The 15,579-nt window shown below is 73.0% G+C and carries 14 protein-coding genes; 10 read left to right on the forward strand and 4 right to left on the reverse strand.

Annotation, left to right across the window (positions count from 1 at the left end):
- Positions 1-269: 269 nt before the first annotated feature.
- Positions 270-1,904, reverse strand: a complete 1,635-nt coding sequence (locus ACFYV1_RS02245; RefSeq protein WP_389393436.1) for an acyl-CoA dehydrogenase family protein — start codon at positions 1,902-1,904, stop codon at positions 270-272.
- 17 nt (positions 1,905-1,921) lie between these two features.
- On the opposite strand from ACFYV1_RS02245, the gene ACFYV1_RS02250 reads away from it, so the two are divergent.
- Both ACFYV1_RS02250 and ACFYV1_RS02255 read left to right on the forward strand, forming a co-directional pair.
- The gene (locus ACFYV1_RS02250) at positions 1,922-3,085 is read left to right on the forward strand and encodes a YihY/virulence factor BrkB family protein (protein ID WP_389393437.1); all 1,164 of its coding nucleotides are present in this window, start codon (positions 1,922-1,924) and stop codon (positions 3,083-3,085) included.
- A 318-nt stretch (positions 3,086-3,403) separates the two neighbouring features.
- Positions 3,404-4,120, forward strand: coding sequence for a helix-turn-helix domain-containing protein (locus ACFYV1_RS02255; protein ID WP_389393438.1), 717 nt, complete (start codon positions 3,404-3,406; stop codon positions 4,118-4,120).
- Here ACFYV1_RS02255 and ACFYV1_RS02260 read toward each other — a convergent pair.
- Positions 4,060-4,452, reverse strand: coding sequence for a VOC family protein (locus ACFYV1_RS02260; protein ID WP_389393439.1), 393 nt, complete (start codon positions 4,450-4,452; stop codon positions 4,060-4,062). The two genes, ACFYV1_RS02255 and ACFYV1_RS02260, sit on opposite strands and share 61 nt — an antisense overlap.
- Before the next feature lie 110 nt (positions 4,453-4,562).
- Here ACFYV1_RS02260 and ACFYV1_RS02265 point away from each other — a divergent pair, with 110 nt between their 5' ends.
- From ACFYV1_RS02265 to ACFYV1_RS02290, 6 genes are all read left to right on the forward strand, one after another.
- Positions 4,563-5,267: a response regulator transcription factor gene (locus tag ACFYV1_RS02265; RefSeq protein WP_389393440.1), complete on the forward strand. Its 705-nt coding sequence runs from the start codon at positions 4,563-4,565 to the stop codon at positions 5,265-5,267.
- A gap of 5 nt (positions 5,268-5,272) precedes the next feature.
- The gene (locus ACFYV1_RS02270; protein WP_389393441.1) at positions 5,273-6,391 is read left to right on the forward strand and encodes a sensor histidine kinase; all 1,119 of its coding nucleotides are present in this window, start codon (positions 5,273-5,275) and stop codon (positions 6,389-6,391) included.
- A 148-nt stretch (positions 6,392-6,539) separates the two neighbouring features.
- Positions 6,540-7,436, forward strand: a complete 897-nt coding sequence (locus ACFYV1_RS02275) for an ABC transporter substrate-binding protein (protein WP_389393442.1) — start codon at positions 6,540-6,542, stop codon at positions 7,434-7,436.
- 391 nt (positions 7,437-7,827) lie between these two features.
- The gene (locus ACFYV1_RS02280) at positions 7,828-9,753 is read left to right on the forward strand and encodes an NAD-binding protein (RefSeq protein ID WP_389394547.1); all 1,926 of its coding nucleotides are present in this window, start codon (positions 7,828-7,830) and stop codon (positions 9,751-9,753) included.
- Positions 9,754-9,995: 242 nt separating this feature from the next.
- Entirely contained in the window at positions 9,996-11,270 is a 1,275-nt protein-coding gene (locus ACFYV1_RS02285; RefSeq protein WP_389393443.1) for a VWA domain-containing protein, read from the forward strand.
- On the forward strand, positions 11,270-12,052 hold the full coding sequence (locus ACFYV1_RS02290; RefSeq protein WP_389393444.1) for a hypothetical protein: 783 nt from the start codon (positions 11,270-11,272) through the stop codon (positions 12,050-12,052). Before ACFYV1_RS02285 ends, ACFYV1_RS02290 begins: the two co-directional genes overlap by 1 nt.
- Positions 12,053-12,116: 64 nt before the next feature.
- Here the strand turns inward: ACFYV1_RS02290 and ACFYV1_RS02295 are convergent, their stop codons facing one another.
- Complete coding sequence (locus tag ACFYV1_RS02295) at positions 12,117-12,554, reverse strand: subtilase-type protease inhibitor (protein WP_389393445.1); 438 nt, start codon at positions 12,552-12,554, stop codon at positions 12,117-12,119.
- Positions 12,555-12,931: 377 nt separating this feature from the next.
- Here ACFYV1_RS02295 and ACFYV1_RS02300 point away from each other — a divergent pair, with 377 nt between their 5' ends.
- Both ACFYV1_RS02300 and rsgA read left to right on the forward strand, forming a co-directional pair.
- A complete protein-coding gene (locus ACFYV1_RS02300) occupies positions 12,932-13,972 on the forward strand; it encodes a PHP domain-containing protein (RefSeq protein WP_389393446.1) in 1,041 nt (346 codons plus the stop codon).
- A 245-nt stretch (positions 13,973-14,217) separates the two neighbouring features.
- Positions 14,218-15,372 (forward strand): ribosome small subunit-dependent GTPase A, encoded by a 1,155-nt coding sequence (gene rsgA, locus ACFYV1_RS02305; RefSeq protein WP_389393447.1) that lies wholly within the window; start codon positions 14,218-14,220, stop codon positions 15,370-15,372.
- Here rsgA and ACFYV1_RS02310 read toward each other — a convergent pair.
- The coding region (locus tag ACFYV1_RS02310; RefSeq protein WP_389393448.1) for a hypothetical protein at positions 15,360-15,579 on the reverse strand (220 nt) is incomplete at its 5' end. The two genes, rsgA and ACFYV1_RS02310, sit on opposite strands and share 13 nt — an antisense overlap.

The raw sequence follows: 15,579 nt of genomic DNA on the forward strand, positions 1-15,579 counted from the left end.
TCGGTGTCGGACCCTGCGGGCCCGGGGCCCGGACGCTGTGGGCTGGGGTCGCCGGGCCGCCGCGGGCCCGCGCCGCGCGACGGGTGCAGGCTCGTGTCGGAGCCGGTGCGGCCCCCGGCGCGCTCGCTGCTGGTTCATGCCGCCGGACCCCTGCGGGCAGCCAGCCACGGCACTGTTGCAGGCTCCGTAACGGCCGGCTGCGGCCCCGCGGCCCAACCGTCGCGGGCACCGGGCCGGCTCGCTGTCGCAGGGGCTGCGAGCTCCCCGGGTCACACCGCGACGCGGGCGCGCTCCACGATCGCCGCCAGGTCGAGGGTGTGGGGGAGCGTGCCGAACGCGGAGCCGTGATCGCCGCCGAGCCGCGACGCGCAGAACGCGTCCGACACCTCCGGCGGAGCCCACCGCACCAGCAGCGATCCCTGCAGCACCAGTGCCATCCGCTCCACCAGGCGGCGCGCCCGCGCCTCGATGCCGTCCAGGTCGGCCAGCTCCGTCAGCAGGTCCCTGATCGCCCCGTCCAGCCGGTGGTCCGCGCCGCGCGCCCTGCCGACCTCCCGCAGGAACGCGTTCAGTGCCGGCGGCTCCCTCTGGAGCGCGCGCAGCACGTCGAGGGCCTGCACATTGCCCGAGCCCTCCCAGACCGAGTTCAGCGGCGACTCGCGCAGCAGCCGCGGCATGCCCGACTCCTCCACGTAGCCGTTGCCGCCGAGGCACTCCAGCGCCTCGGCGACCAGCGGCGTGCACCGCTTGGTCACCCAGTACTTGGCCGCGGGCAGGGCGAGCCGCAGGAACGCGCGCTCCTCCTCCGTGTCCGCGTCGTACGCGGCCGCCAGCCGCAGTCCCAGCGTCGTCGCCGCCTCCGACTCCAGCGCCAGATCGGCCAGCACGTTGCGCATCAGCGGCTTGTCGATCAGCAGCCCGCCGAACGCGCTGCGGTACGCCGTGTGATGGACGGCCTGCGTCACCGCCTGCCGCATCAGGGCGGCGGAGCCGAGCACACAGTCGAGGCGGGTGGCCGCCACCATCCCGATGATGGTGCGCACCCCGCGGCCCTCCTCGCCCACCCGCCGGGCCCACGTCCCGTCGAACTCGACCTCGGCCGAGGCGTTGGACCTGTTGCCGAGCTTGTCCTTCAGCCGCTGGAGCCGGAAGACGTTCCGGTCGCCGTCCTCCAGCACCCGCGGCACCAGGAAGCAGGTCAGCCCTCCCGCGGCCTGCGCGAGCACCAGGAAGCCGTCACTCATGGGGGCGGAGCAGAACCACTTGTGTCCGGTGAGGAGGTATTCGCCGTCCTGCGCCGACGGCTCGGCGCGGGTCGTGTTCGACCGTACGTCGCTGCCGCCCTGCTTCTCCGTCATGCCCATCCCGAACAGCACGCCCGCCTTCACAGAGGCCGGGCGCAAGCCCTCCTCGTACACGGTCGACGTCAGCCGCGGCTCCCACTCGGCGGCGAGCACCGGGTCGGCGCGCAGGGCCGGCACCGCCGCGTGGGTCATCGACAGCGGGCAGCCGTTGCCGGCCTCCGCCTGGGTCCACACCAGGAAGCCGGCCGCCCTGCGGACATGACCGCCCGGCCTGTCCCATGCGCTCACCAGGCCCGCGGAGACGGCGTGGCCCACCAGCCGGTGCCAGGCGGGATGGAACTCCACCTCGTCGATCCTGTTTCCGTACCGGTCGTGCGTCCGCAGCCGCGGCGGGTACTCGTTCGCCTGCGCCGCCCACTCCTGGGCCTGCGCCGAGCCCGCCGTCCGTCCGAGCTCCGAGAGCTCCCCGTGCGCCTCGTCGAGGAGCTCCGGCGCGACATGCCGGTCCACCGCCTCGCTGAGCACGCGGTCCGACGTGAAGACGTCGTACCCCACCAGAAGCGGAGGCTGGTTGGTCACTGTGTGGGAGGTCGCTGCCATGCCGATACGGTAAGGACGTGCAGGCAGCAAACGAAACACCCGCGCGGCCTTCGGGCCGGCTCCACCGGGCCCGAGTCCTCTACCGCAACGTCTCGAAGCGGAAGATGACCTGGCTGCTGCTGAAGGACACCGTCAACTCGTGCATCGAGTACCGCATCCTCGGCCTCGCGGCGGAGGCGGCGTTCTTCACGCTGCTGTCCGTACCGCCGCTGATGCTCGGTCTGATCGGCCTGCTCGGCTACATCGACGACTGGACCAACACCACCACCGTCGCCTCCATCGAGGAGAACATCCTCACGGCCGTCGGCACCGTCCTGTCCGACCGCGGCGTCAACGACATCGCCAAACCCCTGCTCGAGGACGTCACCCAGGGCGGTCGGCCCGACCTGATCTCCATCGGCTTCGCGATCGCCCTGTGGTCCGGCTCGCGAGCCGTCAACGTCTTCATCGACACCATCACCGTCATGTACGGGCTCGACGGGCAGCGCGGCATCGTCGCGACCAGGCTCCTCGCCTTCCTGCTCTACCTGGTGGCCCTGCTGATCGGCGCGGTCGTGCTGCCGCTCGCCGTGGTCGGCCCCGACCGGGTCGTGGAGTTCGTGCCCTTCGGTACGGAAGTCGTCCGGGTGCTGTACTGGCCGGTCGTCATCCTGCTCTCCGTCGCCTTCCTGACCACGCTCTACCACGTGTCCGTGCCGGTGCGCTCCCCCTGGGTGGAGGACATTCCGGGTGCGCTCGTGGCGCTCGGGATGTGGATTCTCGGCAGCTTCCTGCTGCGCATCTACCTCACCAGCCAGGTGGAGGGCCCGACCATCTACGGCTCGCTGGCCGCGCCGATCGCCTTCCTGCTCTGGATCGGCATCTCCGCCTTCGCCGTCCTCGTCGGCGCCGCCGTCAACGCGGCGATCGACCGGGTCTGGCCCTCCGTCGCCACGGCGGCGGCCCGCGCCGCCAACGAACGGGCGCGGGCCGCGGACGCGGCGGAACTGCTGGCGCGGGCGCGGGCGGCGGAGATGTACGGGGACGCGGACGAGGAGGGCGGTGGGGACATGCCGTCGGAGTTCCCCGAGCGCTGGTCGAAGTTCCTGCCGGTGGACGACGTACGGGCGAGACTGCACTCACCCCGCGACAACGGCCGCGACAACGGCCGCGAGGGTGGCCGGGACAGCGGCCGCGACTAGGCAGGGCCTGTCCGTACGACGGTCTCGCCGGTGTCCTCGTCCCGGTGGGACCCGGCCGCCGGGCCCGCACGGTCCCCGCCCCCGCGGCGTGCGCGGCCGGCCTCGGCCCGGAGGCGGTAGCCACGCTCCGGCCTGCGGGTCCCGGCGGGACGCCGTCAGGCTGAGCCGGCCAAGACATGATGCCTCCTGCCGTCCGTGAACATCACCCGACCGACCAGTGGATACGCCCGTTGGTCCGAGGCGCGCCACGTTTCCTGCGCGGGGCCGCTCCGGACCGTGCGGCAGGGGCGGGGGAGAGGCCCCGCTAGCCTCAGGGGCATGTACCAGGAACGGGCGTCACGGCTGCCGGGAGCGGTCGTGTGGACCAGGGCCGCGGGCTCAGGAGCCGTACGGCCCGTACTGCCCGACGGGTGCATGGATCTGCTGTGGTCCGAGGGACGCCTGCTCGTCGCCGGGCCCGACACACACGCCCACACACCCGGCGACGCCGCCGCCTGGGCCGGGATCCGATGCGCGCCCGGGACCGCGCCCGCGCTGCTCGGGGTGCCCGCGCACGAGTTGCGGGACCGGCGGGTGGAACTCGCGGACCTGTGGGGAGGCGCCGCGTCGCGCAGGCTCGCCGAGCGCGTCACGGACGCCGCCGACCCGGCCGCCGCGCTGGAGGCGGTCGCACTGGAGCACGCCGGGCCCCCGGACGCGCTGGTGGCTGCCGTCGTACGGAGCCTGGACGCCGGCGGCACCGTCGCCGGAGCCGCCGCGGCGGCCGGGCTGAGTGCCCGGCAACTGCACCGGCGATCGCTGGACGCCTTCGGTTACGGCCCCAAGACGCTGGCCCGCATCCTGCGGCTGCAGCGCGCCCTGGCGATGGTGCGCGCCGGTCTCCCCTACGGGGACGCGGCGGTGGCCGCGGGCTGCGCCGACCAGGCGCACCTCGCACGCGAGATGCGCGCACTGGCCGGGCTGACCCTCGGTTCCTACGACGCGTTGGCGAACAGTGATACGCCGAGCCCGTCGGGATCGAGCACGACGGCGTAACGCTGGCCCCAGACGGCGTCCCACGGCTTGAGGTGGCTGCGGTAGCCGGCCGAGACGAGTTCGTCGTGGAGCGCGTCGACCTCCGCCGGGCTGTCGCACAGGAAAGCGGGGCCCATGCGTTCGCCGCCGGTGGGGCGGGTCCAGCCCGGGTCGAAGGAGAGGACCGTCTCCTCCGTGTCCCACAGCAGTCGCATCCCGCCGGGGAGCGCGGCCTCCGCGTGCGGGGCGGAGTCCGCCTCCGCGGGGATGTCGAGGCCCAGCCGGCGGTAGAAGGCGAGGGAGGCGGCCATGTCGCTGACGACCAGGCCGATCGCGTCGAGTCGTGGAGTCATGGCATCACCGTAGAAGCGACCGGACCCGGTCGTCTTGAAGGAATCGGACGTCATGGATTCGTAAGGCGGGCCCGCCGTGGAGGGCGTCCTCGCGGCGGGACACTGGCGGTATGCACAACATTCTGGTCGTCGACGACGATCCGACGGTCGCCGAGGTCGTCACCGGGTATCTGGAGCGGGCCGGTTTCGCCGTCGACCGTGCGGCGGACGGGCCGCAGGCCCTCATGCTCGCCGCGGGACGCCGCCCCGACCTGGTCGTCCTGGACCTGATGCTGCCCGGCATGGACGGCCTGGAGGTGTGCCGCAGGCTGCGGGCGGGCAATGCGCCCCCCGTCCCGGTGATCATGCTCACCGCCCGTGGTGACGAGGACGACCGCATCCTGGGGCTCGAGGTCGGTGCGGACGACTACGTGACCAAGCCGTTCAGTCCCCGGGAGCTGGTCCTGCGGGTGGAGTCGGTGCTCCGCAGGGGCGCCGGCGCGGCCGGCAGGCGGCGGGCGGCGGGGCCCGAGTTGTCGGCCGCCGGCATCGTGCTGGACCCGGCGGCCCGGCGAGCTGTGAAGGACGGACGCGAACTCGGCCTGACGCTCAGGGAGTTCGACCTGCTGGCCCATCTGATGCGGCATCCGGGTGAGGCGATCGGCAGGGAGCGTCTGATGCAGGACGTGTGGGGCTGGGACTTCGGCGACCTGTCGACCGTGACCGTCCATGTGCGGCGGCTGCGCGGCAAGATCGAGGACGACCCGGCGCAACCGCGCCTGATCCAGACCGTGTGGGGCGTCGGCTACCGCTTCGACACGCCGGAAGAGGGCTGATCGCCGTGCAGGACATGCTGCTCATCGCGCTCTACGCGCTCCTGGGCGCCGCGGCTGCCGGGATCGCCGGCGCCCTCGTACTGCGGATGCTCCGGCACCGTTCCGTCGCGGTGTCCTTGACCGTGGTCGCGGCCGTGACGGTCACCGCGATGCTCGCCGGCACCCTGGCGGTCGCGCAGGCGATGTTCCTCTCCCCGCACGACCTGACCGTCGTCACCATGGTCGTGGCGATGGCGGCCGTGGTCTCCTTGGTGACAGCGCTGCTGCTCGGCCGGTGGGTCGTCGCCCGCAGCCGTGAACTGACGCTGGCGGCACGGTCGTTCGGCGAAGGCGGATCCTTCGCGGCGCCCGGTGGTGCCGCCACCGCCGAGCTGGACGCTCTCAGCAGGGAACTCGCGTCGACCAGCGACCGGCTCGCGGCGGCGCACGCGAGGGAACGCGCCCTCGAGACGTCACGGCGCGAACTCGTCGCCTGGATCTCCCACGACCTGCGCACCCCGCTCGCGGGGCTGCGGGCCATGTCGGAGGCGCTGGAGGACGGTGTCGTCCAGGATCCCGAGCGCTACTTCCGGCAGATCCGCACCGAGGTCGACCGGCTCAACTCGATGGTCGGGGACCTCTTCGAACTGTCCCGTATCCACGCGGGCGCGCTCGCGCTCGCCCCGACCCGTATGTCGGTCCACGACCTCGTGGGGGAGGCGCTCGCGGGCGCGGACCCGCTGGCGCGCGAGCACGGAGTGCGTCTGGTCGGCGAGGGTGTGGAGGCCGTCCCGGTCGAGGTGGACGGCAAGGAGATGACCCGTGTCCTCGCCAACCTGCTGGTGAACGCGATCCGCCGGACTCCTGCCGACGGCACGGTCGCCGTCGCCGCCGAGCGGCGCGAGGAATGGGTGGTGCTCTCCGTCACCGACGGCTGCGGTGGCATCCCCGAGGAGGATCTGCCCCGCGTGTTCGACACGGGCTGGCGCGGCTCACAGGCCCGCACCCCACCGGCCGGGGCCGGTCTGGGCCTCGCGATCGTCCGCGGCATCGTCGAGGCCCACGCCGGCCGGGCCGAGGTGAGCAACGTGACCGGGGGCTGCCGCTTCGAGGTGTCCCTTCCGGCAGCGGCGGCCCGCGTCTGACCCGGCCGGGTGGAACACCTGACCTTCATCAGGCGTGAGCCGCCTGGCCCGGCGCGGTGGAAACCCCGGCGGTCGTCAGGCGTGAGCAGCCGGGTGCCTGGGCAGTCACAAGGGCGACCGAGGGCTGTTCAGAGTGGGGCGGGCCAATATGGAACAGACACCATGGGAATTCCTCGACGACCGCGGCCGGTTGGCGACCGCGCCGCACACACCGGTACGGCTGATCGCCTACATACAGGCCGGTGCGGCACTGTTCGACCACGGGATCAGGCCCGTGGGGCTGTTCGGATCAGGTCACGACGGCGCGGCGCCGGATGCGGCCAAGGCCGGTGACCTCCCGCTGGACGGCGTGGCGTACCTGGGGTCGGGTCCGGCGGTCGACGCGGACGGCGTGTCGGCGGCCGGCCCGGACCTCGTGGTGGCCGTGACGTACGGCTCCGACCAGATCTACGGCCTGGACCCGGACACGGCCAAGCACATGGAGGAACGGGTGCCCGTCGTGGTGCTCGACGTCGGTCAGGGGCGCTCCTTCGACGAGGTGCGCGACCGGTTCGACGCGCTCGCACGGTCGCTGGGCGCGGTACCCGACCCGTCGGCCGGCCCCGCCCTGGCCGCGGCGAGGGCCAGGCTCGGCTCGGCGGCGGGCGGCGCAGCGGCGGGCGGCGCGGCACGGGCCAGGGTGCTGGCCCTCTCACCGGCGGGGCCCGACAGCGTCCACCTCGCCAGGCCCGACGCCTGGCCGGATCTGAGGGCGCTGTCCGAGCGCGGTGTCCAACTGGTGGAGCCGGCGCCCGGTGCCGGACTCAACTGGTCCACCACCGGCTGGGCCGACGCCGGGCGACTGGAGCCGGACGTCGTGCTCGTGGACGTGCGATCCAACGCCCACCCCGTCGAGCGGTTGCGGGGTGCGGCGCACTGGGACGCGATCGAGGCCGGGGCCCGGCTGCTGCCGTGGAACCCGGAGATCCCGCCGAGCGCTGCCGCCCATACCCGCTTCCTCGACGCGGTGGCAGAGGCACTGGAGGCCGCTCCGCCGTCCTCGTAGCCACGGCGCGTCCGAGCGTACGAAGGCGCCCGCCGGTCCGGTGGGCGTCTTCGCGGCCGTGGCGCATCCCCGCTGCCTGCCCGCGGACCCGGGTGCGCGAGCCCGGCGTGCCTGGGCCCGGGTGCGCGAGCCCGGTGTTCCTGGGCGCGGGTGCGCGAGCCCGGTGTTCCTGTGCCCGGGTGGGTGAGGCGGCGTGTTCGGACCCGGGTGCGCGAGCCCGGCGTCTCCGTTCCCCGGCGCGCGAGCCGGTGTGTCCGGACCCGGCAGCGACGCGCCACCGTCCTCTGCCGAGGCCCCACGTCGCAACCGGCCGACGGCGCACGGCAGTCTATGGAGTGTGTCCTCCTCCTCACTCCCTCATCAGGCGCAACACGCCACCGTCCAGGGCCACATGATCGTGTGCGGGGACGACGCCCTCGCCCACCGGCTGGCCGGCGAGCTCCGCGAGGTCTACGGCGAGCGGGTCACGCTCGTCGTGCCCACCGCCACGGCGTCGCGCGGCCCCCAACTGCCGCTGTCCGGAAGGGTTCGCGCCTCCGCGCTGTTCGGCCGGATGTCCGCCGTCATGACCCGGGCCGTCGGCACGACCACCGCTCCCGGTGACACCCCGCCTCCCGACCTCCCCAGGGTCCTCGAGGCGGCGGAGCTCGACGAGGACGTGCTCGTCGAGGCCGGCGTGTGCCGTGCCGCCGCGCTCGCCCTGGTCCACGACGACGACGAGGTGAACATCCGTGCGGCGCTCGCCGCACGCAGACTCAATCCGCATCTGCGTCTGGTGATCCGGCTCTACAACCGCAAGCTCGGCCGGCACCTGGCCGAACTCCTCGACCAGGCCGCCGCCCTGACGGTCCCCGGCCACGAGGGGGTCGTCCTCGACGCCGCGACCACCGTCCTGTCGGACGCGGACACCGCCGCGCCCGCCCTGGCCGCGACCGCCGTCGCCGGCACCAGCAAGATCGTCAAGGCGGACGGGCTGCTGCTGCGCGCCGTCGAACGCACCCCGCCCGGCCGCGGCGAGGTCGCCGATCCGGGACTGTGCACCCTGGCCCTCCTGTCGTCCACGACCAACGACCCGGCAGGCGCGGAGGGTTCCGACCGGAGCGGACACGAAGGGCCGCGGCTCCTGCCCGACGACCGGAGCGTCGCCGAGGCGACGGGACGCGGGACGGTCGTGCTCGAGGCGATCTCGTACAGCGGGCAGGGCCGCGATGCCGGCCCCCTCGCCGGCAGGAGCGTCCCCATCGGCCGGCTGTTCTCACGCCGGCTGCGCTGGTCGCTCGCCGGGCTCTGGGCCGTCGTCGTCGCTCTCGCCGTCGCCTCCGTCTTCACCACCGGAGACGATCCGCTGCACGCCACCTATCTGGTCCTGCTCGATCTGTTCGCCATGGGCGACCCGGCGGCCGGCGCGGACACCGCACGCCAGGTCCTGCAACTCCTCACCGGGCTGGCCGGTCTGATGCTGCTGCCGCTGACGGTCGCGGCGGCTCTGGAGGCCCTCGGCACGTTCCGTACCGCGTCCGCCCTGCGGCGGCCACCGCGTGGCCTCTCCGGACACGTCGTGCTGCTCGGGCTCGGGAAGATCGGCACCCGCGTGCTCATGAGCCTCACGGAGCTGGGCATTCCGGTGGTCTGCGTCGAGGAGGACCCGGAAGCGCGCGGCATTCCGCTGGTCCGCCGACTGCGGGTGCCGACCGTGATGGGCGACGTGACGCAGGAAGGCGTACTGGAGGCCGCCAAGATCCACCGGGCACACGCGCTGCTCGCCCTCACCAGCGTCGACACCACCAACCTCGAGGCCGCGCTGTACGCCCGCTCCGCGAAACCCGACCTCCGGGTGGCCCTGCGGGTGTACGACGACGACTTCGCCACCGCCGTCTACCGCAGCCTGCGCGCCGCCCACCCCGACGCCCTGACCCGCAGCCGCAGCGTCTCCACCCTCGCCGCGCCCGCGTTCGCCGTGGCCATGATGGGGCGTCAGATCCTGGGGGCCGTACCGGTGGAGCGGAAGGTGCTGCTCTTCGCCGCCGTGGACGTGGCGGGGCACCCGCATCTCGAGGGGCGCACGATCGCGGAGGCGTTCCGGCCCGGCGCCTGGCGGATCGTCGCCCTCGACGCGACGGAGCCCGGCGAACGCCGGCCCGATCTGGCGAACACCCGCCGTGACGGCGACGGTGACGGTGACCCGACCGGCCTGGTGTGGGACCTTCATCCGGGGTACGTGCTGCGGGCGCAGGACCGGGTGGTGGTCGCCGCGACCCGGCGAGGCGCGGCCGAGCTCCTCGGGCGCCGGGTCCCGCGGCAGACGCCGGCGGGCTGACCCCGCACGCGGGCGGGTGCCGAGGCGGCCGGCCGTGCGCCACGGCCGTGCGGGCCCGACCGCGGGTGCCGGGCGGTGATTACCGTGGGCACGGCAACTCCTTTCCTCAGCACCCCGGTTGGGCGCGCGGCCGGGAAGCCGGCGTGATGGTGGCGCTCCGGAGCGGCGACGGACGCCGGACGGAAGGGGCGGCGGGGCGACACCGTTTTGGTCATCCACCGGGACGTCAATACGATCCGCGAATGATCATAAGAAGATGGTCGGCAGTATGGGCCTGCGCCCTGCTCTCGGCCCTGGCCGCCGGGCTGCTCCCGGCAGGCGTGGCCGCCGCCGACGAGCCGGCGGCCGAGGAACCCCCCAAGGTCGAGCTCGTGCTCGACGTCAGCGGATCGATGCGCGCCCGCGACATCGACGGCAAGAGCCGGATGGCCGCGGCGAAACAGGCCTTCAACGAGGTGCTGGACGCCGTCCCGGAAGAGGTGGAGCTCGGCATCCGCACCCTCGGCGCCGACTACCCGGGTGACGACCGCAAGCTCGGCTGCAAGGACACCCGGCAGCTGTACCCGGTGGGGCCGCTGGACCGTACCGAGGCGAAGGCCGCGGTCGCCACCCTCGCGCCCACCGGCTGGACACCGATCGGCCCGGCCCTGCTCGGCGCGGCCGAGGACCTGGAGGGCGGTGACGCCACCCGCCGGATCGTGCTCATCACCGACGGCGAGGACACCTGCGCGCCGCTCGACCCGTGCGAGGTCGCGCGGGAGATCGCGGCCAAGGGCATCCACCTCGTCATCGACACCCTGGGCCTGGTGCCCGACGCCAGGACCCGCGCCCAGCTCAGCTGCATCGCGGAGGCCACCGGCGGTACGTACACGTCCGTCCAGCACACCGACGAACTCTCCGACCGGGTCAGTCAACTGGTGGACCGGGCGGCCGATCCGGTCGTCGTCCCGGTGGCCACGCAGGGCGCCGGGCGGTGCGAGGACGCGCCGACGCTCGAACCGGGCCTGTACACGGACCGGGAGAAGTTCGGCGAGCACCGCTGGTACCGGGTGGACGTCCTGCCGGGGCAGGAACTGCGCGCCTCCGTCAGTATCGGCGCCGACCGCGCGGTGAACAGGGACTACGGCGTGCTGCTGCGTGCCGTCACCGTCCACGGCCGTGAGATCGTCCGCGGCTCGGAGGCCGGTGACGGCCGGACGGACCTCGTCTCCACCGGTCTGCGCTACCCGAAGGCGGAGCGGGAGGACGCCGACGGGGACAAACCCGCGGCGGAGACGGTGTGCCTCCAGGTGAGCAACTCCTTCTCCGCACCGCCCGCGGTGAAGACCGAGCCCGGCATGCCCGTGGAGCTCACGGTCGACCTGGTCGGCGCCCCCGAGGAGGCGTCCGACGTGGCCGCGTTCGGCCTCGGCCGCGGATGGTGGCTGCTCGGTGCCCTGGTGCTCACCGGCTTCGCGGCAGGTCTGCTCTGGGGCTGGATCTCGCGCTGGCGCATCGCCGTCTGGAGGACCAACTGATGCGTATCGCACGCATGACGACCACCGGCGCGCTGACCGCCGCCGCGCTGCTCGGCCCGGTGGGTGCCGCTGTGGCGGACGACCCGTCCCCGAGCCCGTCCGCACAGGACGGCGCACCGAGCGAGGCCGGCACCACCTTCCGTACGGCCACGCCGATCGAACAGGATCAGAAGGCCACGGCGAAGGCGTCCAGCGGTGACTACCTGTACTGGGTGTTCCCCGCCGACGCCGAGCAGCGGCCCACCGTCAGGGCCCGGGTCACGCTGCCCGACTCGGCCGAGCGGCACGGTCCTTCGACCTGGCGGCTCGACGTCTACGACGGGCTGCGCCGCCGCCAGGCCTGCACGTACGGCATGCAGGCCAGGACGGCGACCGCGGACGCCGGCTCGGTGGAGCTGTCGTGCACCCTGCGGACCGTGCGCTCGCTGGCCGAGCCGTGGTCGAACGACCCGCTGCCCGGCAGCTACTACGTGCGCCTGACCGTCACCGGCCTTCCCGAGGAGGACCTCGGGCTGCCCGTGGCGGCCGAGGTCGAGGCGGTCTCCAAGGACGCCGGCGGTGCGTACGCGGCCGACGGTGCGCTCGCCGAACCGCTGGTGCCCGGTGTCTCCGCGAAGGAACGGCGCAACGAGGAGGAGGCGGCCCTGGACTGGTCCTCCGGCCGGTGGTCCGACCGCTGGATCTGGACCGGTGCCGGAGGTCTGCTCGCGGCTCTGGCCGGCGTCGCCGGCTACGTCATGACCCGGGGCGCGGGCCGCCCGCGGGTGCAGCCGGGGTCCTGAGCCCGGAGGGCGGCCGCGTGCCCTTGCCGCGGCCGCCCGCCCCGTCTTGCCCCGCGTCATCCCCTCAGAAGTTGAAGAGCGTGCCGCTGCCGCTGCCCTGGAGGCACGAGTTGCCGAACGTGTGGGCGTAGCTGACGCGCTCGCCGTTCCACACGCCGTCGGCGGTCACCGTCACCGGGTCCCACTGCTTGGTGCAGAGGGTGCTGGAGTCGCGCGTGGTGATCGCGTCGAAGCGGCCCTGGTTCGCCCGGAGTTCGGCGCAGGCGGCCGTTGGCGCAGGGTGGGTACCGGTGGCCGTGGGCGCACAGCTGAGCGTCACCGCGCGCTGCACCGTCCCGGAGGCCGCGGCGTCTCCCGAGGCGACGGTCAGCACGAGGGCCGACGGGGCGTACAGGCTCTGGGCGCCGGACTGGGCGGCGCCGGCGCTGCCCACGGCGGGCGCCGCGACGAGAGCCAGCGTGGTGGTGGCTGCGAGCGCGAGGCCTCTGGCGATGTACCGCATTTCGAACACTCCCCTGGGTCGTGGTTTCGGAAATCGGACGGGAGTCTGACTCACCGCGATGAAGAACGCTTGGTGCTGCGTATGGTTTCGGTCACGGGATGTGACCTCTTGAGGGCAGGCGGTGACCGGGTGAGGGATGCTGACCAGCGGTTCAGTAGTCCGTCGAATCGGCCGAAGAAGGACGTTCGGTGTAGTTGACCAATGGATTATGGGGTCCTTGAATTCTTGAACCATTGATTGAAAGGTGTTTCTTCGTTCAAACCTGCGTCGTTCAGCGTTGGACGGTCGACCCGCATCGGGGTTCACTGATCTGAGGACCCAACGGACCCAACGGACCCAACGGACCCAACGGACCCACGGACGCACGGAGGTGGCCGATGGACCCGGTGGAAGCACTCGACCGAGTGGCCTTTCTGCTGGAGCGGTCGCTGGCGGAGACCTACCGCGTACGGGCCTTCCGCACCGCCGCCGCGGCGCTCGCCGGTCTCGGCGAGGGCGAGATCGCCGACCGCGCCGCGGCAGGGACGCTGGTGAAGATCAAGGGCATCGGCCCCAAGACCGCCAAGGTCGTCGAGGAAGCCCTGGGCGGCGGGACCCCGGCATATCTGCGGCGGCTCGAGGACGAGGCGGCCGGGCCGCTCGCCGACGGTGGCCAGGAGCTCCGCGCCGCACTGCGCGGCGACTGCCATTTGCACTCCGACTGGTCCGACGGCGGCAGCCCCATCGACGAGATGGGCCGAGCCGCGGCCGGGCTCGGACACGACTGGGCCGTCCTCACCGACCACTCGCCCACCCTCACCGTCGCCCGCGGACTCACGGCGGAGCGGCTGCGCGCCCAGCTCGACATCGTGGCCGCACTCAACGAGGAGTGGGCGCCCTTCCAGCTGCTCACCGGCATCGAGTGCGACATCCTCCCCGACGGCAGCCTCGACCAGGAACCGGAGCTGCTGGACCGGCTCGACGTCGTCGTCGCGTCCGTCCACTCCAAGCTGCGCATGGACTCCGCCACCATGACCCGCAGGATGCTCCGCGCCGTGGAGAACCCGCTCACCGACATCCTCGGCCACTGCACCGGACGGCTCGTCACCGGAGGCCGCGGCACGCGTCCCGAGTCGCAGTTCGACGCCGACCGGGTGTTCGCCGCCTGCGCCGAGCACGGCACCGCCGTGGAGATCAACAGCCGCCCGGAACGGCGCGACCCGCCCCGCCGGCTGCTGCGCCGCGCCGTCGACGCGGGCGCACTCTTCGCCATCGACACCGACGCGCACGCGCCGGGCCAGCTCGACTGGCAGATCATCGGCTGCGCCCGGGCGGAGGAGTGCGGGGTGCCGGCGGACAGGGTCGTCAACTCGTGGAAGGCGGACGACGTCGTGGAGTGGACCCGCACCAGGCGCGCACCCGCCGCCGGCGCGGCCTGAAAACACATGGCGCGGTGTGTCAAGTGCGGTTAGAGTAACGGAGTTCCGCGCGGCGCTCTGTGCCGCCGCGCTCAGCTGTGACCGACCAGGAGGTGTGACCGATGGCTGTCCACACGACGGGCGCTGCCCGCATCCAGAAGCCCATCAGTTCCGCTTCCGTGGTCTCCGGCTGACCTCTCTGAAACATCTGCGCTCGCGCCAGGGTGCGCGTGCGGGGCCGGGGCCGTCCTTGTGAAGGGTCTCCCTTGTCTCTCTCCACCTCGCTCTCCTCTGCTTCCTCCTCCGCCGGCTCATCCGCCGGCTCCTCTGCACATTCCTCCGCCCACTCCTCCGTTCTCGCCCAGCACGGATGGGACGAGGGCTGGGCGACGGAGTTCGCCCCGTACGCGGAATCCGGACTGCTGCCCGGCCGTGTCCTGCGGGTCGACCGGGGCCAGTGCGACGTCGTCACCGCGACCGGTGTCGTGCGCGCCGACACCGAGTTCGTTACGCCCCGCAACCCCTTGGAGATCGTCTGCACCGGCGACTGGGTCGCCGTCGATCCCCACGGGGACCCGCAGTTCGTACGCACTCTGCTGCCGCGGCGCACCGCCATCGTGCGGTCGACGTCGTCCAAGCGGTCGGAAGGCCAGGTGCTGGCCACCAACATCGACCACATCGTCATCTGCGTCTCGCTCGCGGTCGAACTCGACCTCGGCCGGATCGAACGGTTCCTCGCACTGGCGTGGGAGAGCGGAGCGCAGCCGCTCGTCGTCCTGACCAAGGCCGACCTCGTCCCGGACGTCACGGGCCTGTCCTACCTCGTCCAGGACGTCGAGACCACCGCGCCGGGCGTCCAGGTCCTGCCCCTCAGCTCCACCACGGGCGAGGGCGTCGAAGTGCTCAAGGCGATCGTCGCCGGCGGCACGAGCGTTCTGCTCGGCACCTCCGGCGCGGGCAAGTCCACCCTCGCCAACGCCCTGCTCGGCGAGGAGGTCATGGACGTCCAGGCCACCCGTGACATCGACGGCAAGGGCCGGCACACCACCACGACCCGCAACCTGCTCGTCCTTCCCGGCGGGGGAGTGCTCATCGACACCCCCGGCCTGCGGGGAGTCGGCCTGTGGGACGCGGAGACCGGTGTGAACCAGGTGTTCTCGGAGATCGAGGACCTCGCATCGCAGTGCCGTTTCCACGACTGCGCGCACGAGGCGGAGCCGGGGTGCGCCGTGCTCGACGCGATCGAGGACGGCTCGCTGCCGGAACGGCGGCTGGAGAGCTACCGCAAGCTGATGCGGGAGAACCAGCGGATCGTGGCCAAGACAGACGCGCGGCTGCGAGCGGAGATCCGGCGCGACTGGAAGATGAAGGGCGCGGAGGGCCGCGCGGCGATGCAGGCCAAACGCGGTCATCTGCGCTGATCCGCGGGGGCGTTGCGCCCCTTGCGGCGCGGGGCCGTGGTCCTCGGCGGGGCCGGCCGTGTGGTGGCGGTGCGGTTCCGTGCGGGGCCATGGTTCTGGCCGTGGCCTTCGGCGTTGCGCCCCTTGCGGCGCGGGGCCGTGGTCTTCGCCGGGGCCGGCCGTGTGGTGGCGGTGCGGTTCCGTGCGGGGCCATGGTTCTGGCCGTGG

The sequence above is a fragment of the Streptomyces sp. NPDC003023 genome (genome assembly GCF_042888225.1).
In the GTDB taxonomy this organism is placed as follows: domain Bacteria; phylum Actinomycetota; class Actinomycetes; order Streptomycetales; family Streptomycetaceae; genus Streptomyces.